Source organism: Cohnella sp. AR92, assembly GCF_003990975.1.
GTDB lineage: Bacteria > Bacillota > Bacilli > Paenibacillales > Paenibacillaceae > Cohnella.
Window position 1 is genome coordinate 279694 of sequence record NZ_RZJR01000007.1, and the last position, 23411, is coordinate 303104.

Annotated in this window: 25 protein-coding genes, 1 tRNA gene and 1 other annotated feature (1 of these 27 running past the window's edge); of the genes, 12 read left to right on the plus strand and 14 right to left on the minus strand. The window is 55.4% G+C overall.

The annotated features are described in order from the left end of the window. Position 1: a binding site (T-box leader), on the plus strand (it extends 260 nt beyond the left edge of the window). 65 nt (positions 2 to 66) lie between these two features. From ilvA to ELR57_RS13590, 4 genes are all read left to right on the plus strand, one after another. After that, complete coding sequence (ilvA, locus tag ELR57_RS13575; protein WP_126959621.1) at positions 67 to 1329, plus strand: threonine ammonia-lyase IlvA; 1263 nt, start codon at positions 67 to 69, stop codon at positions 1327 to 1329. A 462-nt stretch (positions 1330 to 1791) separates the two neighbouring features. After that, positions 1792 to 2991 carry an MFS transporter gene (locus ELR57_RS13580; RefSeq protein WP_238162518.1) on the plus strand — a complete coding sequence of 400 codons (1200 nt, stop codon included), beginning with the start codon at positions 1792 to 1794 and terminating at the stop codon, positions 2989 to 2991. 3 nt (positions 2992 to 2994) lie between these two features. Then, positions 2995 to 3624 carry a TVP38/TMEM64 family protein gene (locus ELR57_RS13585; protein ID WP_238162519.1) on the plus strand — a complete coding sequence of 210 codons (630 nt, stop codon included), beginning with the start codon at positions 2995 to 2997 and terminating at the stop codon, positions 3622 to 3624. Positions 3625 to 3994: 370 nt separating this feature from the next. Next, positions 3995 to 4276, plus strand: a complete 282-nt coding sequence (locus ELR57_RS13590) for a transposase (protein ID WP_126959623.1) — start codon at positions 3995 to 3997, stop codon at positions 4274 to 4276. Positions 4277 to 4661: 385 nt separating this feature from the next. Here ELR57_RS13590 and ELR57_RS13595 read toward each other — a convergent pair whose 3' ends face one another. Continuing rightward, positions 4662 to 5729 carry an FUSC family protein gene (locus ELR57_RS13595; RefSeq protein WP_126959624.1) on the minus strand — a complete coding sequence of 356 codons (1068 nt, stop codon included), beginning with the start codon at positions 5727 to 5729 and terminating at the stop codon, positions 4662 to 4664. Further along, on the minus strand, positions 5726 to 6829 hold the full coding sequence (locus ELR57_RS13600) for a DNA alkylation repair protein (RefSeq protein ID WP_126959625.1): 1104 nt from the start codon (positions 6827 to 6829) through the stop codon (positions 5726 to 5728). Before ELR57_RS13600 ends, ELR57_RS13595 begins: the two co-directional genes overlap by 4 nt. A 215-nt stretch (positions 6830 to 7044) precedes the next feature. Between ELR57_RS13600 and ELR57_RS13605 the strand changes: the two genes are divergently transcribed. Then, complete coding sequence (locus tag ELR57_RS13605; RefSeq protein WP_126959626.1) at positions 7045 to 7965, plus strand: diacylglycerol/lipid kinase family protein; 921 nt, start codon at positions 7045 to 7047, stop codon at positions 7963 to 7965. Here the strand turns inward: ELR57_RS13605 and ELR57_RS13610 are convergent. After that, complete coding sequence (locus tag ELR57_RS13610; protein ID WP_126959627.1) at positions 7929 to 9686, minus strand: ATP-binding protein; 1758 nt, start codon at positions 9684 to 9686, stop codon at positions 7929 to 7931. The two genes, ELR57_RS13605 and ELR57_RS13610, sit on opposite strands and share 37 nt — an antisense overlap. Positions 9687 to 9792: 106 nt before the next feature. Between ELR57_RS13610 and mscL the strand changes: the two genes are divergently transcribed. Continuing rightward, positions 9793 to 10305, plus strand: coding sequence for a large conductance mechanosensitive channel protein MscL (mscL, locus tag ELR57_RS13615; RefSeq protein WP_126959628.1), 513 nt, complete (start codon positions 9793 to 9795; stop codon positions 10303 to 10305). 13 nt (positions 10306 to 10318) lie between these two features. Beyond that, a complete protein-coding gene (locus tag ELR57_RS13620; RefSeq protein ID WP_126959629.1) occupies positions 10319 to 10993 on the plus strand; it encodes an NUDIX hydrolase in 675 nt (224 codons plus the stop codon). On the opposite strand, the gene ELR57_RS13625 is transcribed toward ELR57_RS13620, so the two are convergent. From ELR57_RS13625 to ELR57_RS28620, 3 genes are all read right to left on the minus strand, one after another. Further along, positions 10936 to 11793, minus strand: coding sequence for a hypothetical protein (locus ELR57_RS13625; RefSeq protein ID WP_126959630.1), 858 nt, complete (start codon positions 11791 to 11793; stop codon positions 10936 to 10938). The genes ELR57_RS13620 and ELR57_RS13625 overlap by 58 nt on opposite strands. 108 nt (positions 11794 to 11901) lie before the next feature. Next, positions 11902 to 12996, minus strand: a complete 1095-nt coding sequence (locus ELR57_RS13630) for an AI-2E family transporter (protein ID WP_158630029.1) — start codon at positions 12994 to 12996, stop codon at positions 11902 to 11904. A 95-nt stretch (positions 12997 to 13091) separates the two neighbouring features. Further along, entirely contained in the window at positions 13092 to 14321 is a 1230-nt protein-coding gene (locus ELR57_RS28620) for a glucosaminidase domain-containing protein (RefSeq protein WP_370452271.1), read from the minus strand. A gap of 589 nt (positions 14322 to 14910) precedes the next feature. Here ELR57_RS28620 and ELR57_RS13645 point away from each other — a divergent pair. Then, a complete protein-coding gene (locus ELR57_RS13645) occupies positions 14911 to 15597 on the plus strand; it encodes a hypothetical protein (protein ID WP_126959632.1) in 687 nt (228 codons plus the stop codon). A gap of 348 nt (positions 15598 to 15945) precedes the next feature. Here the strand turns inward: ELR57_RS13645 and ELR57_RS13650 are convergent, their stop codons facing one another. The 6 genes from ELR57_RS13650 to ELR57_RS13675 form a co-directional block, all read right to left on the minus strand. Next, positions 15946 to 16557 (minus strand): hypothetical protein, encoded by a 612-nt coding sequence (locus ELR57_RS13650; RefSeq protein ID WP_126959633.1) that lies wholly within the window; start codon positions 16555 to 16557, stop codon positions 15946 to 15948. Between the two features lie 114 nt (positions 16558 to 16671). Then, entirely contained in the window at positions 16672 to 17364 is a 693-nt protein-coding gene (locus ELR57_RS13655) for a putative periplasmic lipoprotein (protein WP_126959634.1), read from the minus strand. A 129-nt stretch (positions 17365 to 17493) separates the two neighbouring features. Then, entirely contained in the window at positions 17494 to 17736 is a 243-nt protein-coding gene (locus ELR57_RS13660; protein ID WP_126959635.1) for a helix-turn-helix domain-containing protein, read from the minus strand. Beyond that, the gene (locus ELR57_RS13665) at positions 17726 to 17908 is read right to left on the minus strand and encodes a YvrJ family protein (RefSeq protein ID WP_126959636.1); all 183 of its coding nucleotides are present in this window, start codon (positions 17906 to 17908) and stop codon (positions 17726 to 17728) included. The genes ELR57_RS13660 and ELR57_RS13665 overlap by 11 nt, the downstream gene beginning before the upstream one ends. Before the next feature lie 5 nt (positions 17909 to 17913). Continuing rightward, positions 17914 to 18519 carry a sigma-70 family RNA polymerase sigma factor gene (locus ELR57_RS13670; RefSeq protein WP_126959637.1) on the minus strand — a complete coding sequence of 202 codons (606 nt, stop codon included), beginning with the start codon at positions 18517 to 18519 and terminating at the stop codon, positions 17914 to 17916. A 241-nt stretch (positions 18520 to 18760) separates the two neighbouring features. Next, positions 18761 to 19579 (minus strand): copper amine oxidase N-terminal domain-containing protein, encoded by an 819-nt coding sequence (locus ELR57_RS13675; RefSeq protein ID WP_126959638.1) that lies wholly within the window; start codon positions 19577 to 19579, stop codon positions 18761 to 18763. Positions 19580 to 19721: 142 nt separating this feature from the next. Between ELR57_RS13675 and ELR57_RS13680 the strand changes: the two genes are divergently transcribed. The 3 genes from ELR57_RS13680 (at position 19722) to ELR57_RS13690 (ending at position 21701) form a co-directional block, all read left to right on the plus strand. Then, complete coding sequence (locus ELR57_RS13680) at positions 19722 to 20114, plus strand: helix-turn-helix domain-containing protein (protein WP_126959639.1); 393 nt, start codon at positions 19722 to 19724, stop codon at positions 20112 to 20114. Between the two features lie 103 nt (positions 20115 to 20217). Further along, entirely contained in the window at positions 20218 to 20808 is a 591-nt protein-coding gene (locus ELR57_RS13685; protein ID WP_126959640.1) for an ImmA/IrrE family metallo-endopeptidase, read from the plus strand. Between the two features lie 80 nt (positions 20809 to 20888). Then, positions 20889 to 21701, plus strand: coding sequence for a beta propeller repeat protein (locus ELR57_RS13690; protein WP_126959641.1), 813 nt, complete (start codon positions 20889 to 20891; stop codon positions 21699 to 21701). A gap of 62 nt (positions 21702 to 21763) precedes the next feature. On the opposite strand, the gene ELR57_RS13695 is transcribed toward ELR57_RS13690, so the two are convergent. Both ELR57_RS13695 and ELR57_RS13700 read right to left on the minus strand, forming a co-directional pair. Beyond that, entirely contained in the window at positions 21764 to 22297 is a 534-nt protein-coding gene (locus ELR57_RS13695; RefSeq protein ID WP_126959642.1) for a type 1 glutamine amidotransferase domain-containing protein, read from the minus strand. A 200-nt stretch (positions 22298 to 22497) separates the two neighbouring features. Next, a tRNA-Thr gene (locus ELR57_RS13700) sits at positions 22498 to 22573 on the minus strand. A 162-nt stretch (positions 22574 to 22735) separates the two neighbouring features. On the opposite strand from ELR57_RS13700, the gene ELR57_RS13705 reads away from it, so the two are divergent. Beyond that, entirely contained in the window at positions 22736 to 23344 is a 609-nt protein-coding gene (locus ELR57_RS13705) for a DUF3298 and DUF4163 domain-containing protein (protein WP_126959643.1), read from the plus strand. The last annotated feature ends 67 nt before the right edge of the window (positions 23345 to 23411 follow it).

The following is a 23411-nucleotide window of genomic DNA, read 5'->3' on the forward strand; positions in this document are numbered from 1 at the left end:
ACCTAGGGGCGGATTTTTTTATTTTCATTATCTTATTCGATTCAACCAGGAAGGGTAGGAAAGCCGATGTCCGCGAATACGCCGTCCGTCGTCCGTTTGGAAGACATTCTTCACGCCGATCAAGTTCTTCAGGAGGTCATCGTCCCGACGCCGCTGCAGCCGAACCGGGGCCTGTCCCGCAAGCATGACTGCCAGATCTTCTTGAAGAGAGAAGACCAACAGACCGTCCGCTCGTTCAAAATCCGGGGAGCCTTCAATCTGATCTCTTCGCTTCCCGAGGAGACGAGACGGGCGGGGGTCGTCTGCGCGAGCGCAGGCAATCACGCGCAGGGCGTGGCTTTCTCCTGCCATGCTCTCGACATCCCCGGCATCATCTTCATGCCGACGACCACTCCGCGCCAGAAGATCAACCAAGTCAAGCTGTTCGGCGGCGGCAACGTGGATATCCGGCTGGTCGGTGACACCTTCGACGACGCCTACAACGCGGCGATCAAGGTGAGCGCGGAGGAGAAGCTCCCCTTCGTTCACCCCTTCGACGATCCGAAGATCATCGCCGGCAACGCGACGGTCGGCAAGGAGATCATCGAATCCAGCAAGCAGCCGATCGACGTCGTATTGGTCACGATCGGAGGCGGCGGCCTTGCCGCGGGAGTGGCCTCGTACGTGAAGGCCGTCAGCCCGACGACGGTCGTTATCGGCATCGAGCCGGAAGGTGCGGCTTCCATGCAGGCGGCATTCGACCGCCAGCAGGTGGTTACTCTGGACGAGATCGATAAGTTCGTCGACGGCGCCGCCGTCAAACGGGTGGGCGACCTGACCTATTCCATGTGCCGGGAGCTGCTCGACGACGTGGTCTCCGTCCCGGAGGGCAAGGTGTGCACGGCGATTCTCGAGCTGTACAACGAGCACGCCATCGTCGCCGAGCCGGCGGGGGCGCTGCCGGTCGCCGCGCTATCCATTCTCGGCGATCGCCTGAAGGGCAAGAATGTCGTCTGCATCGTCAGCGGGGGCAACAACGACATCGACCGGATGCAGGAGATCAAGGAACGATCGATGATCTACGAAGGCCTGAAGCATTACTTCATGATCAACTTCCCGCAGCGCGCGGGCGCCCTTCGGGAATTCCTCGACGACGTGCTCGGCCCGAACGACGACATCGTGCAATTCGAATATACCAAGAAGCACAACAAGGACAACGGGCCGGCGCTGGTCGGCATCGAGCTCAAAAGCCGCGAGGATTACGAGCCTCTAGTCGATCGCATGAACCGCAAAGGCTTCGTCTATTCCGAGCTTAACAAAGACCCGCTGCTGTTTAATCTGCTGATCTGATCTTGAAACGACCGCTTATTCATAAGTCCCGAGGCATGAACATTTCGCGGAGGAAAGGTTCATGCCTTGGGCTCTTTTTTTTTGCGTTGCGGACGCTGCCCCATGCGAAAACGCGAAATAACCGAGATAAGACGGTGAATCCTTCCCGCTGCAGGTGGGTACCATGCTCATGAAGGGACTTTTCGGAATCGCGCTCATGAACGAAGCGGAAGGAAGTTTCCGTTTCTCAAGCAAATCGGGAACTTCCTGCCGCGCCTATCCGTAGAACAGATAGAGCTTGTTTCCGGCCGTTATCGGCAGCCATGACGCGGTGGACGCCTTGCGAGTATTGGACATCATGCGTGAATTATCTATAATCAAGTAGAATGCTGTTGCGCCGAACTTCCTTTTATTCCGTTATTTCCCGTGCGAATCGTCCTTCGAATCCTAGACCGCTAGATGCCAAAGGAGACGCTTAGCCTAGTGAGAAAAGCCGCCTTAAAGTCGTTGTTCGCCCCGGAAATGACCCTGCTCATCGCCGCTCTCTTCCTGGTCGAATTCGTCCGAGGCGCCGCCCTGATCAGCTTCCTTCCGATCTATGGCAAGAACGAACTTGGCTTGACGCTCGACGTCATCGGGATCGCGACGACGGCTCACTTCGTCACGGACGCGACCGTGAAGCTTTTTATCGGTTACTTGATGCACCGGTTCCATGTCCGAGCTCTAGTTAGCGGCGGCTTGCTCTTCTCGCTGGCCGGGATATTGATGCTGGGGTATGCGGACGTACCATGGCTGTTCATCGTCGCATGCGCCGTGTACGGCATCGGGATCTCCCCGATCTGGATCGTCTGCCTGACGAAAGTGGGCGACGAGAGCCGGGCGACGCAGATGGGAGCTCTGTACACCATCTGGCTCGTAGGGCTCGGCGTCGGTCCGGTCGTGACCAACTTCACCCTGGAAGTCAGCCATCAAGCGACCTATTGGCTTCTGGTCGCCGCCTCGGCAATCGCGTGGCTGCTGTCTCTGTTCATCCCGAAGGGCTCCCATGCGGAGATCGACTTCGTGCCCTTCAAGCGGCAGTTGGCGATGCTGGGCGACCGCCTCAAAGAAATGAAGGTGCTGCTTCCCGGCATGGTGCTGCAGACGCTTGGCGCCGGCATGCTTATGCCGATTCTGCCGAGCTTCGCGGGAGATCATCTGGGGCTGAGCCCTTCGCAATACAGCTTGCTGCTCTTCATCGGCGGCGGCTGCACGGCGGCGAGCTTGATTCCCATGGGAAAGTTCTCGGACCATCTCGGCAAGAAGTGGTTTCTCGTCATCGGATTCTGTTTGTTCGGAATCGCTCTTTTCGCCTTGACGCAAGCGCCCGGACTTGCCGCGTCGTTGTTCTGGGCTTGCCTGCTGGGACTCTCCTACGCGGCCGTGCTTCCGGCATGGAACGCCTTGCTCGCCGCCTACGTTCCTCCGGGGCAGAAAGGGCTGGGGTGGGGAGTGTTCTCTACCGTGGAGAGCGTCGGCAGCCTGTTCGGCCCGAGCCTCGGCGGCGTGCTGGCCACCTCCTTCGGTGAGCCGGCCGCCGTCGGCACGGCAGGAGCGATCTTCCTTGTCATAAGCGCATTTTATTTGTTATTCCCATTCCGTCTATTCCGCGGAGAGCTGTCTGCGGGAGATGCTGCGAGGTAAATTATGCATGATTTGATGGCCCTGTTCGGGGCGCAAACGTGGGAGAAAGTGACCGACTACTTCAAAACCTTCACCCTGGACGATATTCAATCCTTGCTGGATCAATATTCGGCGCTCGGTCCTCTGCCCGGAATTCTGCTTCCCTTGCTCGAGGCCTTTCTTCCGTTCCTCCCGCTTATCGTGTTCGTCGTCGCGAACTCCAACGCCTACGGGATCGGACTCGGGTTCCTCTACTCCTGGATCGGCGTCTCCGTGGGAGCCATTCTCGTGTTCCTTGTCGCCCGAATGTTCGGCAACAAATACGGGGACCGAATCCGGCGCAGGATGCCTAAGCTGGAGAGATTCTTCTCTTGGATCGAACGGAGAGGCTTCAGCCCGATCTTCGTTCTGTCGTGTTTCCCTTTTACCCCGTCGGTTATCGTCAATGTCTCTTCCGGGTTGTCCAAGATTCCTTTTCATACCTTTGTTATCGCCACCATCCTGGGCAAGGCCGTCATGATCTTCATTCTCTCGTTCCTCGGTCATGATATTCGCGCGCTTATCGAGCAGCCATGGCGCTTGATCGTGGCGGCTACGATCCTGTTGCTCCTCTGGTTGGTCGGCAAAAAGCTGGAGAAGCACTATCTGAAGTAACTTCGGAGAATGGCGGCCTACGGGGCTTGGTCGATCTTCGGCGGGCGGAATAACGCGCGATCCGGCGTGGAATTCTAACTCGGAATGGATCAAGCAACGGGAAGGAGGAGATCATCCTGTCAGGCGAATATCCATCCGAGAAGCAATTAGCCGCCAGCCGCGCGCAATCGAAGGCTGACCGCTCCGGCAAAGGCAAGGAGCAAGCCCGACGGCTGCAGTCCGAGGCCGATTCCGCCGGGTACCGCAAGCACGGGGACTGAACCCTGCGTCGATGCGATGAAGGATTCGAGCGTCGGCCTGACTCAATGCACGTTGTCCAATGCCATGCGGCCGTCGGCGTCCGATCATTCTCAGAAGAGGTGACACCCAGATGAGTGAACACTCACACTCCATGCCTCCCATCTCCGGAGAGCGCGTCGAAACGGACGGGGTCTACAAGAACGAGTGGGGACGCGAAGAGGAGCTCAATCGCGGGGAAGAGTTCCCGGCCGATCCGATTCTCGGCTCGACCGAATGGGAGCTCGCGGAGTTGAGTTTCGACAACCACCACGAAGGCGAAACGGACCCTCGGCTTGTCCCGAAGAAGGACGACATCGACAAGCGGGGCAAGATCGTCCACCCTCGCAGGCAGATGGACCGAGGGAAGAAATAAGGCAAAGGCGGCGCCAGGTGATCCTGACGCCGCCTTATTTGTGTTTGCGCAAGCGGGGAGGCGCTATCAAGGCTCCTCGCAATATACCTGCATATGAACCGTGATTATTGAACATCGTTCAACAATTCACCCTTTGCGGCGGACTCGACCCCTGAGTTATTGAACATCGTTCAACAATTCACCCTTTGCGGTGGGCTCGACCCCTGAGTTATTGAACATCGTTCAATAAATCACTCTTTACGGTGGGATCGACCCCTGAGTTATTGAACATCGTTCAATAATTGACTCTTTACGGTGGGCCTAGCCCCTGAGTTATTGAACATCGTTCAATAATTCACCCTTTACGGTGGGATCGACTGTAGAACCTCTTCTCCCGCAGCTTCCATCACTTCTCGGCCACTTCTTCTACCGATTCCGCTTCGTCATCCTCCGCTTCCTCCCGCTCGAGGTAGCGATCCATCAAGCGGTTCAGCCGGCGCAGGCGATCCTCGTACGCGAACATCGAAGACGTGATGACCAGCAGCCGGGATCGCGTTACCGCGTCCGCTTCGGCGGTGCCCCTGATTCTGTCGGTCAAGCTGACGACTTCATCGGGCGCGGGCGCCGCCGCGCAAGCTCCGGGCTTCAGCTTGCCCTCCCACTTCCAGATCAGCTGCTCGTGGTAGGCGCACAGCGCCTCCAGATGGTCGTCGGCATCCTTGTTCCAGGAAGACTCGCTCGATACGGCCCAATACTGCTCTTCGACCGCCTCGACCAGGCTCTCTCCCCGCTGAAGCGTAATGACCATCTCCTTGTACACGACAAGGAGACGCTTGCGCTTGGCGCGCGACTTGCGAAGCCAGACCCGTTCCTCCGCGAACATATGATAATACTCCTGAAGCTTCTTGATCTGCTCCTGAAGCTTCTCCTGCTCCTTGCGGAAGACGCTCTCCTTCAGCTCGTTCGAGACGGAGGTGCGAAGAAGCCGGGACAGCAGGCTCTGGGACTCTTGCACCTGAACCATGAAGCGGTTGCGGTGGCGCGGCGGCGCGATGGTCACGTTCACGACGAACGCCGAACCGATCCCCAATAGCAGGCCGCCAAGCCGATCCAGTGCCGTCGGCCAGCCTTGGCTGCGGGCTTCCATGATGACGACGACGGTGACCAGCGTCAAGCCGATCGTGTCCGCGATCTTCAGCTTCAAGCACAGCAGAATGACGACGATGCAGACAAGCCCGACGGTGATGGGCGAGCTGCCGAACATCCAATAGGCTCCAATGGCGATAATGACGCCGAGCACGTTGCTCTGGAGCTGATCGATGATCTGCATCCAGCTTCGATAGATCGAAGGCTGAATGGTGAAGATCGCCGTGATCGCCGCCAGAAGGGGAGAATCAAGGCCTAGCCAGTCCCCGAGCCAGAGTGCGACGGCAACCGCAAGTCCCGTCTTAAAAACGCGGGCGCCGATGGTCATGCTTCCGCCCCTCCCTCCAGCAGCTCGATCTCCGCGGCGGCAAGCTCATGCCCGTTCACGATCAGCGCGAGGCCGTGAATCCCCGGCTCATGCTTTCTCGTCGACAGGTCGCGGAAGATCAGCATGCGCGATCCCGCGAGCGAGCCTCCTCCTTCGACGCTCTTCTCGCTTAGCTTGAACAGCTTCCGGTATGTACGTCCGCCCTGCCTAGGGTAGCGGACCGCCAGCTCCAGCCGCAGCTTCACGGCCGGGCCGTTCGGAACTCGCACGGAGTAGCGTACCTCCGCCGACCCGCCGGCGGGGACTCGTCCGACCGACGGCTCCAGGGCCTCGACCGCGATGCCCTTCGGAGCGTGCAAGCCGAACAGCTCCAGCGCCTCCGGATTGGCGGACGCGCGAATCAGAGTGCGGCAAGCGTGCTTGAGCATCGAATCGGTAAGCGGGTCGTTCCCGCTCCAGCGCTTCGCGATGTCCAGCACGAGCTCCGGATGATCCTTGGAGATGTCGTTGAGGTTGTTCGCCACGCTGCGGCGCACGTACTCCGAAGAGTCAGCCTTCAGCAGCTCCAGGATCGGAAGGATCGGCGAGGGATCCTTCTTGAAGGCAGGCAGCGCGTCCGCCCAAGGCAGACGAGGACGGCAGCCTTCGCTCGCTAGGCGCCGAACATGCTCGTCGGGGTGCTTCGCCCACTCCAGCATCCGCTTCATCATCTTCTGAGGATCCTTCCGAATGAAGGGCCTCACCGCGAATTCCGAGCTGGAGAGAGAAGTGAAGCGCTCCAGCGCCCGTATCGATAGCTCCCAATGATCCAAGCCGAAGCGCTCCACGAAGTCGGGGAAAATCAAATAAGGGAACCCGCCGCACTCGGGCGACATCTCGTCGAGGATCGCAAGGGCCCGCTCGTATTCGGAGGGCAGCACGGCTCCGAGACTGACGGAGATTCTCCGGATTCGGCCTTTGAGCTCAAGCTCGTCCCAGCCTTCCGCGAAGACCAGCGCGACGAATCGCTCCGTATCGAACTCGCTCCATCTGCGGCGCGCCTTGTCCCCGAGCTGGCGGATAAAGGGCTCGTCATAGATTGCTTTTAGCGGCTCTGCCATAGGTTCCTCCTGATGCTCCAATACCTTTTTTTTCATCCATAATATAAGGTCAATGTGAATCCCGAACATCTGCTTAAGAAGCCGGGGATAGCTTATTATAGCATGAGTCATCGGCGCTTCGCCCGCTCGCCGAGAATGGACTTCCCCTCCTCCGCGAGGAACCCGTATAATAGGTCTACCGGCATCGTTCGGAAGAGAGGGAGGCTTCTGCATCTATGATAATGTTCGTCGTAAATCCTTCATCCGGCAACGGGCGGGGTCGAATCGTCTGGGAGAAAGTCGAGAGAAGACTGAAGAAGGATGGAGTCTCCTATCTCGCCGTATCCGAGGCGACCGAGCAGCGCTCCATCGAGCTCGCGGCGAAGGAATTGGAACAGGGTCTCGTGAAAGCGGTTGCAGTTATAGGCGGAGACGGAACCCTGCACAGCGTCCTCCCCCTGCTCGCGGGAACTTCGATCCCCCTCGGGCTGATCCCAGCGGGTTCGGGCAACGACACCGCGCGCGCCTTCGGCATTCCGAAACGCACGATGGCCGCTCTCGATATCATTCTCTCTCCCTCCATCGTTCAAGCCGATCTCTTGCGGGCGAAGCTCGCCACGGGAGAAGAGCTGCTGACGCTGACCGCGCTCGCGATCGGACTGGACGCGGCCGTCGCCGAAGACGTCAACGTCTCGGGCTACAAGAAGTGGTGCAACCGCTTCGGCATCGGCTCGCTCGCATACGTGATCGGCCTGCTGCGCGCCCTCTCCCGCTTCAAGCCGGGGGAAGCGGAGATTGTCATCGACGGCAAGCGGCATTCCTTCCGCCGCGTCTGGCTGTCCGCGGTGACGAATGCATCCAATTACGGCGGCGGGCTAACAATCTGCCCGGGCGCTCTTCCGACCGACAACAAGCTGCATGTCTGCGTCGTTCATGGCTGCACCAAAGGGCAGTTGCTGCGGTTGTTCCCTACCATTCTGAACGGCTCTCACGTTCGCACCCGCTTCGTCACGATCCTTAGCGGCACCGACATTCAAGTCTCCGCCGACCGGTCCCTGCTTGCGTTCGGGGACGGAGAGCCCGTCGGCCATACTCCGCTCCGTACGACGGTTCTTCCCGGTCAATTGCCGTTCATGACGGCCGGAGTCTCGGGATAGCGGAACGGGAAGCGAATCTCGAACGTCGTTCCGATTCCGAGACGGCTGCTGACATGGATATAGCCTTCGTGGTTGTCGACGATCTTGTAGCTCACCATAAGACCCAGCCCCGTTCCCTTCTCCTTCGTCGTGTAGAAAGGCTGGCCGATCTTGGCCAGTTGATCCTGCCCGATACCCGGCCCTTCGTCCGAGATCAGAATCCGCACCGAGTCGCTCTCCCGGCTAAGGTTCACATGAATGGCCCCTCCGTCGATCATCGCCTCGATCGCATTCTTGATCACGTTGATGAACACCTGCTTGATCTGGTTGGATACCCCGTATACCCACAGCGGATCCCTGCTGTATGTCGCCTCGATAGAGATGCTATGCAGAATCGCCTGCGTCTCCAGCAGCGTAATGGTGTCTCTCATCATCTCGCGAACGTCGTGATAGCTGAGCTCGTAGACTTGAGGCTTCGCGAGCATGAGCAACTCGCTGACGATCGATTCGATTCGGTCCAGCTCCGAATTCATGATTTTGTAATAGCTGGCTTCCTTGCGTCCGGAGGCGATGAGATGCAGAAAGCCCTTCAGGGAGGTTAGCGGATTGCGGATCTCATGCGCGATTCCCGCTGCCAACTGACCGGCCACGTACAGCTTCTCCGAATTGATCATCAGTTCTTCGTTCTTCTTCCTCTCCGAGATGTCGCGGATGATCACTTGCACCGCCGGCTCGTTGCACAGCGTCGTCATCGTCTCTACGATCTCGGTGTCCAGCAAGCGTCCGCTAAGAGAGTACCAGAGCTGCTGCATCGGCTTGTTGTCGCCTTTGAACTGCAGGTTCTTCATGCGCTCGCGAACCTTATCGACATCTTCGGCCGGCAGGAAAGAGAAGATCGGCTTGCCCAGCAGATCGCTTGGATGCACCGCGTCGAACATCCTTAGACCCGCCTGATTGACGAATACCCACTTCTCCTTTTTAAAGATCGCGATCGTATCCAGTGAATTCTCGACGAGCAGACGGTACCGTTCGTCCATCTGGTTCAATCGCTTGTCGATGTACCAAGTCGCCCAAGTCGATGCGAGAATCAGCACCCCCGCGATCCCGATGATGAGAATAAGAAAATTCACATCCGAGTTCAGCTTGTCCCAGTTGTAGTAGAATTGATATTGAAGGTCGATCGCGTTCGTGCCGATAATCTGGACGATCATCGCCGAGAGGCCCAAGGTCAAGCTGGCCAGGTTGCGGTTGCGTCCCCTTCCCAAATCGTGAAGTTTAAGCGAGGTATAGGTGCCCGCCAGAAGAATCAGGATCGAGATCGCGATCAGCGCCGGCTGCACGGTGATATGGGCAATCGGCTGCCCGAGAATCGTTAGGTAGTTTAAGAGTCCTACGCTGAATGCCAGCACGAACGTTCCGATCGCGATCCGGAATTTCGTGCCGCTCTGCGAGGTCAGGAAGACGAAGGCCATCATCGAGAAGAAAATCGTAAAGAAGAGGGCGATCGGCATGCTCCAGGTGAAGTAGACGACCTTCTCCAAGGCCATCGACGCAACGAGATGCTTCGCCCACAGCCCGATTCCGAAGACGAAGGAGCCCCCGGCGAGCCAGAAGAGACGGAATTCGTTGTTCTGCCGCTTAAGATTGCCAATGAAATTAAACATCGTATATGATGCAAATAGACTGATCAACAAGGCAAACAGAAGAAAAGCGATCGACCACGTCCCCACATGGCTGCTCATGCTTCACATCCTTTCTTCCGTCGTCAGGATTCGTGCTCGTTGATTATGTTTCGACGATGAGGTGAGAAATCCTCTCCATCATTAACCAAAATTGGAGGAAACGAAAATGATAGGAAATTGGGTAAAAGAATTCAAAACGTTCGCGATGCGCGGCAACGTCATCGACCTGGCGGTCGGCGTCATCATCGGCGGCGCGTTCGGGCAGATCGTCACCTCGCTGGTGAACGACATCGTCATGCCGCCAATCGGTCGCCTTCTCGGGGGCGCCGATTTTAAGGATTTGTTTGTTCGGATCGGGCCTATTCCGGATGATGTGACTGAGAAGATCAATACGCTAGCCAAAGCGAAGGAGCATGCCGTCCCCGTCATCGCCTACGGCCAATTCATCAACGTTCTCTTAAACTTCCTGATCGTGGCGGTCTGTATCTTCTTCATGATCAAGGTCATCAACACGCTCACCCGCAAGAACAAGAAAGAAGAAGAGAGCGCAGCCGCGGCAGCCGCCCCGACGACGAAGGACTGCCCTTATTGCCTGTCTTCCATTCCGGTCGCCGCTACTCGCTGCGGGCATTGCACGTCCATTCTTGCCGATGGACAAGCCGAAACCGCGAGAGGATAGGGGAAAATAAACCGTGGCTGAACACTTCGACATCTACGACGAACGAGGGTACGGGATCGGCAGCGCCGCGCGTTCCGACGTTCACGCGCTGGGCTTGTGGCATCATACGTTTCATTGCTGGCTTGTCCGCCGCGCGAACGCAGGGACCGCCCGCATCCTGTTCCAGAAGCGGAGCCCCGGGAAGGACACGAACCCCGGCCGCTTCGACACCACCGTCGCCGGCCATCTGTCCGCCGGGGAGACAGTCCGCGACGCGGCCCGCGAGATGGACGAGGAGATCGGCTGGAGCGTTCCCTTCGAAAGGCTCGCCTTCTGCGGAACCGTTCGGGAGGAGGGCGAAGGAGTCGTCCGCTCCGTGTCCTACCTAGACCGCGAGGTCAGCTATGTGTATGGCTGCGTAACGGACTTGCCTCTCAGCGCCTTCAAACTCCAGAAGGAAGAGGTCTCCGGGATCTACGAAGCGGATGCGGACGAGCTGATCGCTCTCATGCTCGGGGAACGAGACGCGGTCGACGCCATCGGAGTCCCTTGGCGGGAGCCGTCCGCGGAGTCGGCGTCCGCCGGGATGCGTGGGGATTCGGTAGTAGAGAAAGTAAGAGCGGAGGACTTCGTGCCCCGGGAGATCAGCTATTACCTGGACGCCTTCCGTTTCCTTAAGCGATTGGCCTTCAAGGAATCCTCTCTCTGAAGCGGTTCTCCCACCCGTTCGACCGCGATCCGGTTCCATTCCAGCCGCCCCGTGCGAACGGAGCCTTCCCACCATTCGCCGTTCTTCGGCTGATAGAACACGATCTCCAGACGGCCGTCTCCATCCGTGTCCCAGATGCGGAAGGGACGGCCGTCTTCTATCTTGCCGAAGGCGGAGCTGTCGCCGACGGCTCCCCATTCCAGGCTCCCCGCCCGATCCTTGCCGTCCGCTCTTCCGAGCCACCAATGGTTCCCCTGGCTGTCGTAACGAAGAACTTCGTTCTCCTCCGCGAAGAAGCGTCCGCTCCAGTAGGGCATTCCTTCCTCGAAGCGACCCAGTCCTTCCCAGTTGCGCCACCAGTTATTGATCATGCCGTGAATGTTGTAGAAGACGGTATTGCGCGGGGCTAGATCGAAGTCGTTGATCTCGTCGTCTCCATAAAGCGCGGCGGCCTCCTGGTGAATGCAGCCGTGTATGCCGGAGCCCTCGATGAAGCGGCCCAATTCGTCGCTCGACCGGAACGTCTCCGGCTGATTGAGAATTCTCCACTCGGCGTTCTGGTCGTAGCAGGAAGCCCGGCGGATGGGCTCCGGAACCGACGGCCAGGGCTCTACCAGCCGGGGGTCCAACCCTTGCTGCCGGTACCAATCCAGCACTTTGGCGACAAAATTCCGGTGGAACGTCAAAAAATCCTGTCCGTAGCCGGAAGGAGGGTTGTTCGTATCCACGGAATGGCGGGCATGATGCCATCTCTTATGCTCATCCAGCAGTTGTTCCGGGAAGTTCGGGATTACGGTCATGAGCGTTCGCACTCTCCCTCCGCCCGGGCGGAGGACCGCCTGGGCGAATGTCTTGTCGTGCTACTATATGCGGGAGAGCGCTGGCGCGTTCGGTCTCGAGGCTTGACCTTACGGGTCGATGATCTCGATCTTGCGCAGCTTATAGAGGCGATAAGCATGAGAGACGATAATCTTGAGCAAGGCGTAGCAGGGAACGGCCACGAACATGCCGGCAAGGCCGCCGATGCTGCCGACCGCGAGAAGCACGATGATCAGCGTGAGCGGATGGATCGACAGCTTCTTGCCCATGATCTGCGGCGAGAGCACCTTGTCTTCGATCTGTTGAACGATGAGGACGACGACGATCGTCCATACGACCTGCATCGGCGAATCGAGGAAGGCGACGATAACGGCCGGTACCATCCCGATGATGGCGCCGACATACGGGATGAAGTTCATCAGCGTAAGGACGACGGCAAGCAGCAACGAGTACTTGAGTCCGATAACCGAATAACCGACCCACGTCAGGATGCACAGACCGAAGCTCACAAGGATTTTCCCCTGAATGTAGGCGCTGAGAGCTCCGTCCATCTCCTTCATGATCGTAAGCGCACGGTCGTCGTGCTTGTCCGGAACCAGCTTCAGGAACAGGTCGGGGAACTGTTTGTCTCCCTTGAGCATGTAGTAGACAATGAACGGAACGGTCGACAGCAGCAGGACGAAGCTGGAGACGAAGCTCATGATTCCGTTGAAGGCGTCGCCCATGTTATTGACGACCCGGTTGATCAGCTCTTGGACCTTGGCCGAGAGATCGACCTGGTGCTCCTGCAGGTAGCTGGCGATCCGGTCGTTGTTCTGCAGGTTCGTTACTTGGTCCTGCCCCATCTTGATCAGCTCCGGCAGATTGTCGACCAAGCTGTTGACCTGATCCCCGATCACCGGTCCGACGAGGAGCGCGATCAGCACGAGCACCCCGGCGAGAATCAAGAACACCGTAGAGATTGCCAAGGTTCGGTTGCGAAGGTACTTCTCGAGCAGGTTGACCGGGGCACGGAGTAGATAGTAGAAGACAAGAGAGAGAAGCAGCGGCGTCATGAGCCCCTTGATCATCGTCCAGAACGGCTGGAAGAGGAAGTCTACCTTGGAAGCTAGCAGGACGATTAGTAGGACGACGATAATGCCGTACCCAATGCGAAAATACTTGCCCTGTGGAATAAGGATCACCCATTCTATGTATATTGATTGCTGTTATGTAAGGGGAAGCCGGCGTCATGCCGACGGCTTCCCCGCTTCATACTGCCGTTGTCATATATTGGTGATTATACCGGAATTCCGGCCGCTTTGCGAACCTCATTCGCCAGCCGATTGAACTCGTTCCTCGAGGCGTCGTCTGCCGCCGCGAACCAGGCGGCCGAGAGGAACCGGATGATTTTCTCCGCGTCGTCCTTGCTCATCGTGATCGCTCCTTCCTCCGTATTCCACCAGCCTTCGCCGCCGTAGGAGCGGTTCAGGTCCACCGAGACTCCTGCCACCGATGCGCCGTTCTTGTATTGATAGACGTTGGCGTGGCTGCTCTGCTTGCCTTGGCTCCAGGCATAGGTCTGCCAGAAGTGCTTGCAGGCGCCTCGTTTGTACATTTCTTCGATCACGGCATAAGAGGCGTACACGCCTGCTTCGTAGCCGGTAATCTGGGATGCCGCGGCCTTCAGGTACGCTTCGATCGCGTTGTAATCCGCCGGCTGGGCGTCATAGTCGACCGCGAAGTAGATCGCGCTGCCCGCGGTCTGGGCGATGGCCTGGGCTTCCTTCAGCGCGGCGGCTCCGTCCGCTTGGCCGCTGGCGGCTCCGCCCTTCGCGCGGTCCGCCGTCGTCTCGAAGACGGAGATGATCTGCATGCCCGCGGCAGTGATCCCCTGCGCTTCGGTCAGCGTCAGCCGCTTCCAGGTGTATGTGGCCGGGACGAGATAGCGGGCCGCGAACTTGTATCCGGCCGCCGCAATCTGCTTCGCCGCGGACGCAGTCAGCGGGGTGGCGCAATCGATGCCCGGGGTAGGTGTCGTTGCCATAGGGGGCGTCTCTCCTTCCGATGCCGGCTGGGGCTTCACGGCATCATATTGATTCAGCTTATAGGTGTCCATAAGCGCGATAAGCTTGTCGGCATAGGCCGGATCCGTCGCGTAGCCGGCGGCCGCCGCCGCCTTCGCGGCGGACTTGCCGTCGGTGTTGAGCGCCTTCTTGTAGCGGTTGCCGCTTAACAGTCTAGAGTGGTCGGCGATCGACTCCTCCCAGCTGTGGTAGGCTCGGAACGCCGCTTGCACTTGAGCCGTGCGTCCGTCCTCATACTCCGTCGTCGCCATCGTTACGCTCCCGGCCGGGCCGGTCCCTTTGATGCCGAACAGGTTGTTGGCCTTCCGCGTCAGCCCGCTCCGCCCCCAGTTCGACTCCAGCGCAGCCTGCGCGATCGTCAGCGACGCTGGAACGCCGGTGCTCTTCTGGTCGGCGAGCACGGACGGAAGGATTTTCGTTATGAAGTCGTCATAGATGGACATGGCGCGTATCCCTCCTTACTACGTCGGGAGTCGAGCGAGGTTGCTTGCTTCGGGGACGAGTTAGTGTATGTCCGCGAGCGGGGGAACGGAACGGCGGGTGAGGGCAGGGGCGAGCAAACAACAAAAAACTATTGAACACAGCAACTTCAAAGTTGTTTTTGATAGCCTATCTTACACTTTATTAGTAGAGCGGAAGAGATCTTTGCAAGAGGCACTGGATGACCTCTGGCAATGACATCCACTAGTCTAATGCTCTTTAAAACTGCTCAGGAAAGAGGGGGACTATGCCTTCGTCGTGGATAGGCCACAAGATAGAGGTGTTTACCGACGATCTTTCTTCTATCGCGTATCAAGCACTTGCTCTACTTAGAGAGTTCGATGTCCCTCACCTGGCTCGAAACGTAGTCCATGAGCCCGAAGCCCGGAAGGATTTCCAACTTCTAAGGCTGCGATTTGTCCCTTCCTTCATTATCGGGGGACACTGTTACGAGGGATATGACCCAAAGGAGCTCGGAATGCTCATTAAGAAGCACTTCGATATCGATATCCCGGAGGATCGCCTGTTTGTGGGAATTCAAGAGCACAAACCATGGCTATTCGAGTACTCAAAACCGTTTATCAGTATTTCAAAATAATAGGATCGGGAGGAATTACTATGGCCGTTGTATGTCCTAGCAGCAGCAGCTACCCAGCCAAACCAAGCTACAATGATTTCTGGAACTCTTATCACAGCCTTGCGGGCGATCTGGTTCCTTGGATCGGAACCTCTATTTCTTTCATCCTAGTACACTGGTTCTCGGAATGGGGCATTCCGATTAACAACCCGGCATTCCAGACCTCAACCGAAGGTTATGCAAGCTCGCAAGGCAAGTGCGGCAACTTCCCCATCTTCGATACGCTTCAAGACGGAGCTTATGCCTATAAGGAGCTCATGGAGCGGCGTTATGTATTGCCTGCAACGGCATACTCGAACATCTTTGGCGACAAGAACAACGTCAACGACGCATATATGAACGGGTTTGCCTCGGGTAAAACAGCAACAAACGTACTTACCGATAGCGGTACGTACAAGTCGTCCGTGTCGTCGGTGCAGTTCAAAGGACGTTTGGAATCGGGCGGCACAATTACTTCGGGTACCTACGCGGCGAACGAAGCACTTGGAGCATCCGCATGGAATGCCGGTCATTACATGCTGTCGACGGATACCTATCCGGGCGCTAAACTGAACCGTGTACTTGACTCTTCCGGTTGGGCTGCGAAGGAAGCAGCTTTGTAATAGACAAATAGGAGAAAGAGGAGAGATCATCTCCTCTTTCTCCCCTTATTTGAGGGTTTAAATCAGAAAGGACTCACAGAGGAGTGGACTCATGCCAAATGAAAATTCTTATGGAAATCGCCTATTGTTCCTGCACGGCGAGCTATGTCGCGTTTCCCGGATGGTCACATTCTGTCATCCGGAAGATCAGGATTTATTTACTCAGGTCGGGCAGTTATTTGCAACTAGGCTAAAGGAGCTTCACAATGGCCGTCAACAGTCGTACTTGGATCTGATTTGCAAACCTGTCGTTTCCCACCAATAGGGTAGATTACTTAGTGTCGTGAGAAGCGGAACCCGCTTCTCTTTTTAATTTTCTATATTTGGGTCAATTAAGAAGGTCGTTAGTTCCAAATCCGTGACTTTATCATCAGTCAGGTTTAATATGAGCGCCGGGTAGAAGTATCCTTCATTCTCAGATGTACCCGTAATCCACATCGTGTAGGCACCATTGTTCTGCGGTTGGCCTTGAACGGCATCCGGGTAGGCCTCGATCGCCTCATTCCTTGTACTTCCAACTCCAATATTATTTTGTGTTCTCATTTTAGAACCGGAACTCACTATTATGGAGTCTACCCCCCTTGCATCGTCACTTTCTCCGGAGCGGTAGAAACTAATAGACATATCCAACTCATCATAGATCCACCACATATCCGGGCTTCCCCCGCCTCCATTCTGAGTGCTTGAAGGATCGCCAAGAACGCGCTTGACCTCATCTTGCGTGTCTCCGATGTGTACTCCTGCTATCGATATGTTTTCTTTTGTTAAGGAACCTTGACCGGCTTCTTTTACGTTCTGTACGATTCTCTGATTGGCGCTTTCATTAGGACTTGCTTTATCTCCATCAGTCTCGCTACGGGTACATCCCGCAAGCAACAATCCAATTATGCTTGCCATAATAATCCCTTTTTTCAAATACAATCTATACCACCTCACAAATCTCAATATGTATATGGACTGCAGACGAATGGAAAAAGTTTCAAGCCATAAGTCATTTATTAAAGTGAGCGTCATTGATTAACTACGTTGTCTTTTCTAATTGACCTCTTGTAACGACAGTTCCCCCACCGTTAATGATTGATCTAACATTTGAAATTCGGCTTCTACAGTAGCCATGAAATTTCCAGGAGATACTTGGGCGGGCACTTCAGCTATCACTTGTTTATCCTCAATCCTATACCGGACAATATTGCCAAAGACAACGTCGTCAAACCATAAGCCCGCTTCCTTAACCCCGTATTCCTTAGTCAACGTTTTGCCTTTATAGGACAAGGAAAAACGATGTTTTCCATCGTTTATTTCGTGGCTCGACTTCACGCTGGAACGAACCGCTTGAACCGGGTCTTGTACGGAAAACTCATAGTAGTCGTTCTTTAGGGCATGAAGCTCTGTTTTTTGTACTCCGGTTCCGTATCCCGACGTAAGCACGATAATGATCTCATTCTCCGGGCCGTTATCCATGTTTTCAACGTATATCTCGGGACTATAGGTTGGGTTTGCGACATTCTTCCAAGGGAACTTCTTTTCTTGGTTTCTTATTTTCACGGTCAAGCCTGTGAACATCTCCCCCGTTGCCTTGGTATCGGCAAGGATCTGAACGGATTTATCCTGGCTTTCAGATATAACCTGCTGCGTTGCTTCTGAACTTATGGGTTCACTGGTTGCAGAGGAATTAGAACATCCCGCCATGAGAAAGCATAAACCGATCACGCTTAAATACTTCTTCATCTGTATCCCTCCTCATGTTCTCAAAAGTATCCATTATTAAGTAGACATCTTTATCCTTCCAAAAGTTTCAAATAAACATTCCCAAAAAGAAAAAACCGCTCACAAACGAGCGGGATTGGTACGATTCCGTTAGAAAGAGTCACTAAGATTGCGGCAGAAAGAGGTGAAGTCTGGATTCTTCGACATGTCGTAACCTTGTACTTTGTTGATAATCCTCTCGATAATAGATTGTTCAAGATCATCCTGCCGATCTTGTTTCATCTTGTATTTTGCGCTTCTAATAACCGGCATAAACATGGACAAGATGCTTTGCATGGCCTCTTTGTCACCGTCTTGCGCTTTTTGCACGAGCTCGTACAGGTCATTTTCCATGGCTATCCTCGCTTGAATTCTTTTTTATTACTTCCGTCAACCTGAGAATGCTCTCGGTCAGCGTTTCGAGTTTTTTCTCAAACCGGATAAGCAGGTATCCCGTTAAGACAATGGGAAACCCAACCTGACTGACCGCGGTAAGCAAATAGGTAAGGGTCTGGCTCTCTTCCAAACTCGTCACCCCCTCTCTATCAAGGCAAGTCGCAGTTTCTTCAAGGCTAAGTTCCTTGTTTTGCTCACGGCCTGCGGGGATACTCCAATCATTCGTGCGATTTCGTTATCCTGGTAACACAAGGAGTAATAGAGAGTGGCGATATGCTGTTGTTTAGGGGAGAGGATAGCGAAGGCACGTGAAAGGCTCTCGTTTGAGAAGGAGACTTTAAATTGATCGGGGTCTGCTAGAATGGCCTCCGACTCCGATTGAATTTGCTTGGATAATTGTCTTTCTCCCAGAGTCTCCCCGCCATCCCCCTCTGCTGAGGAGGGGCGATCGAAAATCAATGGATATCGATTATCATTCTTTCGATGTTGACGTTGCTGATCGATTGTACAGAATTTAATAGTGGAGACAAGATACTTGACGAATCGAATTCTAAAAAAGTGTTTGCGGAATCGGTCATCGAGTTCCTTTCTGCCTTCTTCTTCCCCATCGAGAGCTCTTAATAGAAGTACGACATGCCGATCCGTTAGAAAAAAATCTCGAATAACGCGATCCGAATATACAAGTCGGTTCTCTTCGCAGTGTCGTTGGAATCTTTCTCTCTGAACTGGAGTAAGTGCCATTTACATCCCCCCTTAGCCTCGTAGAATGCATCTATCCTAAAAGTGGAAATAAACTGCAATAAAACAACCAACTTTACCATTTTGGTAAAATAACTAAACGACTTCTCTCCCAATCGTTAAGATCCCCCAAATTTTTTCCAAGATCTCGCCATAATAGGATAGTATATTACCATTATGGCAAGTGTCAACCCGAATTAAGCTACATAAATCAGGTCGTTTGCCAAATCGGAAATCACCTAGACTATCCTTGCTGCCGCTCTGTTACATAGAAAGAAACGTTATCAACCTTCCAGTCGCGACCATCGAAAAGAAAAGTCACTTGCCGATGAAGGACTTTGCCCGGCTCGGTGTATTCGGGGTGGAGATCGCCTTCGGACGACTCCAGGTAGATTGCGGTTTTCTCATCCTTGTACGCGACGTTCCCTAGCCGAATGGAATTGACGATCCTCACGTTATACGCTAGTCCTTTGCTAGAAGACAACGACTGGATCATTTTATCCGTAAAATAAGAGCTGAAGGTGGTCTTAACGTTCTTTATGGACGCCAGATTGGTCGCTTCGTTCACTTTACTAATCATGTCGGTAAGCTGCTGTTCCGTGATTTTCTTGAGAATCTGCGGGGCTGGCTTCTCCGGGATGATTCGGATCTGCTTGCCGTCGAGAGAGACGGTAGCCGATTGGGCGGCCTGGCTCCATTCCACCTCCGCCCCCATTACCTGGCTGACGAATCGCAACGGCACGAAGGTCCGGCTATTCTCCAGGTACGCAGGCACGTCGATCTGAACCTCTTTTTGATTGACATAAACAATCTTCGAATCGACCTTGAGGACGATGACGACATCCCCTTTGATAATCGTGATGTCTTTGGACTTCGAATCCCATGCGACCTCGGCTCCCATCTTCTCCGATACGGAACGCAGGGGGATAAGCATCCGATTCTCCTTGAGCTTTCCTTCCACTGCAGGATCTGCCTCGTCCGCATAAGCGGAGGCAGATAATAAGGGCGCACTCCACAGCGCGGTGCCTAATAATAGGACAAGCATTCCGTTCGTTCGGATCATGCATAGACCTCCCTATTCCTTTTCAGAATAAGACTCCATTTATAGGAAAATGTTGCAACAGGGGATCTGAAACCATTTTACCAATATGGAAAACATGTGCTATACTGAATCCATCCAATTCCGGAGTAAAGGAAGATTCTCTATGACATTGGGCAAGAGATTAAGAGAACGGCGAGAACGCTTCGGCAAGACGCAGCTGGATGCCGCGAGAGAGCTGGGGATCAGCAACGTCCAGCTGTCCCGGTACGAATCGGACGACCGCAAGCCGGAGCCCGAGATGCTGAGCCGGTTCGCCGAATATTACCGGACGACGACCGACTACCTGCTGGGCCGGACGGAAGACACCACGCTGGGAAGCGGAAGCTCCGCCAACCTAGCCGAGTTCGAACGCTTCATCAATAACCCGGAGCACGGCGTTTTTTTCAAAGAATATCTGAATGCCCCCGAAGAGAGAAAAGAAGAGATGCTGAGATTCTGGGAGTTTATTCGAGAGAAAGAACGGAATCGCCGGCCTGGCGACCGCCAAGGAGAGTAAACAAATCGCCCGATCTGTATTATGATAAGTGGAGCACGCCCGAAGGGGCGTTCCTTTTTACCCATTAATGCGAACATACATTCCCGTAAAATGAGGTGCAGCTATGCTTCGATACGATATGACGACTCCGATGGAGCAGTGGATCGAGAACCTGTGGAGGAGAGCCGGAATCCTGTCGCCCGCCCAGCTTAACGTCGATGAGGTGGCGAACCGCCTCAATGTCTGGGTTCATTACCTGAACCAGTCCAGCAAGGCGCTGGAATGGATGGGGATGCGCTCGATCTTGCTGGACCGCAGGCTGAGCCGGGTCGAGCAATGGGAGGACTTCCTGCACGAGCTGTGCCACGTGCTGAGGCATGCGGGCAGCCAGACGCTGATGCCCCAGGCGTTCCTGGAGCATCAGGAGGCGGACGCGAACCGCTTCGTCCTGTACGCGGCCGTCCCTTCCTTCATGCTGCAGGGCGTTCGCCTGCCCGAGCGCCAGAGCGAAGCCGCCGATTGGATCGCTTCTCACTTCGGGGTGACCCATACGCTTGCCTATCAGCGGCTGGAGCAGATCCAACGCCGCACGTTCGAAGCCATTCTGTGGGAGGAACTGGAGAAGCTCGAAGGGAGCAGGGGCGGCCGACCGTCGCGGAGCCGGTCCGGCGGAGATGCGCTATCCGCGTCCTTGGCCGAAGTTTTCGCGCTTTAGGGCAAACGAGGTTGAACCCTTTTCTGATCGAAACAGTCTAATTCCTTGATCAGACTATATATCGATTAGAGGCGATTCGATTGAGAAACCAGACTTGGCAATGGCTCTCGTTGACTTCATTAGCACTCCTGTTGTTCGCTGCAGGGTGCCAAAGTTCTTCTTCCGATCAGAACTTACCCGCAGCTACCTCATCCGCATCTCCTTCTACCGTTCCTCTTGCAACGAGCACCGAATCGGCTAGCCCGGCTGCACCGAGCCCATCGGCAAGCTCGGACGAAGCGCTAGTAACGGAAGGAACGGTACCTTCGGGTGCCAAATGGGCGATTTATCGGGAGCACGCAGGGAAGGAGCTTACGTTCCACCTTGAGAAGGGGAATGGAGAACAGCAGGAGACGATCATTCCCGTTCAACAGGATTGGGAGCGGAACGTGCAGCGGGAAGGCGTCTTCCCTTCGATCGGCGGAAGCGGAGCGCAGACGGGCGATTGGCTGCTTCTTACTTCCGATCCCGGCTTGGGGCAGATGTCCAAGAGCCTATATCGATTGGACGGGAAGAAAGGGGCTTGGGCATTCGTTGCCGATCTTAGCACGGTGTTGGACGGTTATCCGACGGGAATGGCTTTCCGCGATTCGCTGCACGGTTGGATTGCGGCGACCTATCACGGCGCGAGCTCCGTTCCGTTGTTTCGCACCGAAGACGGAGGCAGCCATTGGGCGCTGCAGGAGATCTCGATCCCGGAAGGCTTTAAATACGGCAATGCATTCCCTCCGGAGTTCGACTCTTCCGATCCGCGCAACGGTACTCTTTCTATCCAATTCGTGAGCGATGATCAGCGTTTGACGGTTGTTTATACGACGTCCGACGGCGGCGATACCTGGGTCGCCAATCAATAAGAGCCGCGTGGGAGCCGGGCTTCGGCCCGCCTTCTCGCGGCTCTCATCCAAAAATTAAAGGCTTAATAAGCGGTTACGCCGATCTTGTTGATCGTCTCCTGAATGAAGGCCGGCTCGTCCTGCGGGCCGCGGGACGTGATCAGGTTGCCGTCCACGACGACCTCTTTGTCGACGAACGTACCGCCGGCTTGCTCGATCTCCGCTTGAATGCCGGAATATCCGGTCAGCGTTTTGCCCTGCAGCAATCCGGCGCTGGCCAGCACCTGCGGGCCGTGGCAGATGGCGGCGATCGGGATGCCTCGGCTGTTCGCCTGCTTCACGAATTCCTGCACGGCCCGGTCGCCGCGCAGCTTCTCCGGAGAGCTGCCTCCGGGAATGACGACCGCCTCGTAATCCGCCGCATTCGCTTCCGACGCGGCCAGGTGGGTCGTATAGGAGATCGTCCCTTGCTTGCCTTTCAGCTCTTCGCCGCCCTTAAGCCCGATAATCACGGCGTCGCTGCCGTTCTCCACCATCGCATCGTACGGATTTCTCATCTCCGAATCCTCATAGCCTTCGGCCAAGAGAAAAGCGACTTTCTTTGCACTCTGTTTCATGACGCATCGCTCCTATCCGAATGAACTTCTTCCCTTCCTGACAGGGATTAGATTACCCGGATAAGCTTGGAACCAAACGTCATTTCTTGCTTGCGCGAGCAAAGATCGAAGCTCCATTTTCGGCTCGGTTCGATGGATTGGTAAAAGGAGAATGCAAAAATGCGGCCCTCCGAGGAGGAACCGCATTGGGTTTGTTTAGGTGGTGCTGATGAAGGGATTCGAACCCCCGACCTACGCATTACGAATGCGTTGCTCTACCAGCTGAGCTACATCAGCGCGACGACTTCTATATATTATCGATTTTCTCCGGACAAGTCAACACTTTTGGCAAATGTATTTTTTTACAGTTTTTACCCCGTGTTTGAACGCTTATTTCACCCCCTCCGCGATCGCCGCATACGTTGTAAGGACGTTAGCCCAAGGCAAAGGGGAGCAGACATGAACGGTCAGACGTTAATGGTCCCGATCGAGGTCCATCAGATTACGGAACCGCACATCAAAGTGAGCGTTCCCGTCGTCACCGGCGGAACGAACGAAGCCGCAAGAAAGAAGATGAACGAGGAGATTCTGAAGGTTACCCATCAGCTGATGAAGGATCAGAGCTATCCCAGCCCCGATATTCAGGAGATGGACGGCACCTTCGAAGTGAAGAACAACCAGCGCGGGGTACTGAGCTTGTCTCTGCTGAACTACACATACACCGGGGGCGCTCATGGCAATACGCTTCAGAAGTCGCTCACCTTCGACGTGGAGAACGCCAAGAGCTACAAGCTGAGCGAGCTGTTCAAGCCGGACAGCAACTACAAGAAGCGGCTTAACGATATCATTCAGGCCCAGATCAAAGCGCGGAAGCTTCCTCTGCTCGGGGAATATCCCGGCATCACGGACGACCAGGACTTCTATATCGCCGACAAATCGCTGGTCATTTACTTTCCGCTGTACGCCATCGTGCCATACGCCTGGGGCTTTCCGTACTTCCCCATCTCGGTGTACGAGATCGAGGACATTATCGACGAGAACGGGCCGCTCGGCATGATGATGTACTGAAGAAAATAGGGCGTCATTGGGCAAAAGGGGCACGAAGGAAGATCCTCATTCGTCGCCTCTTTTCCTT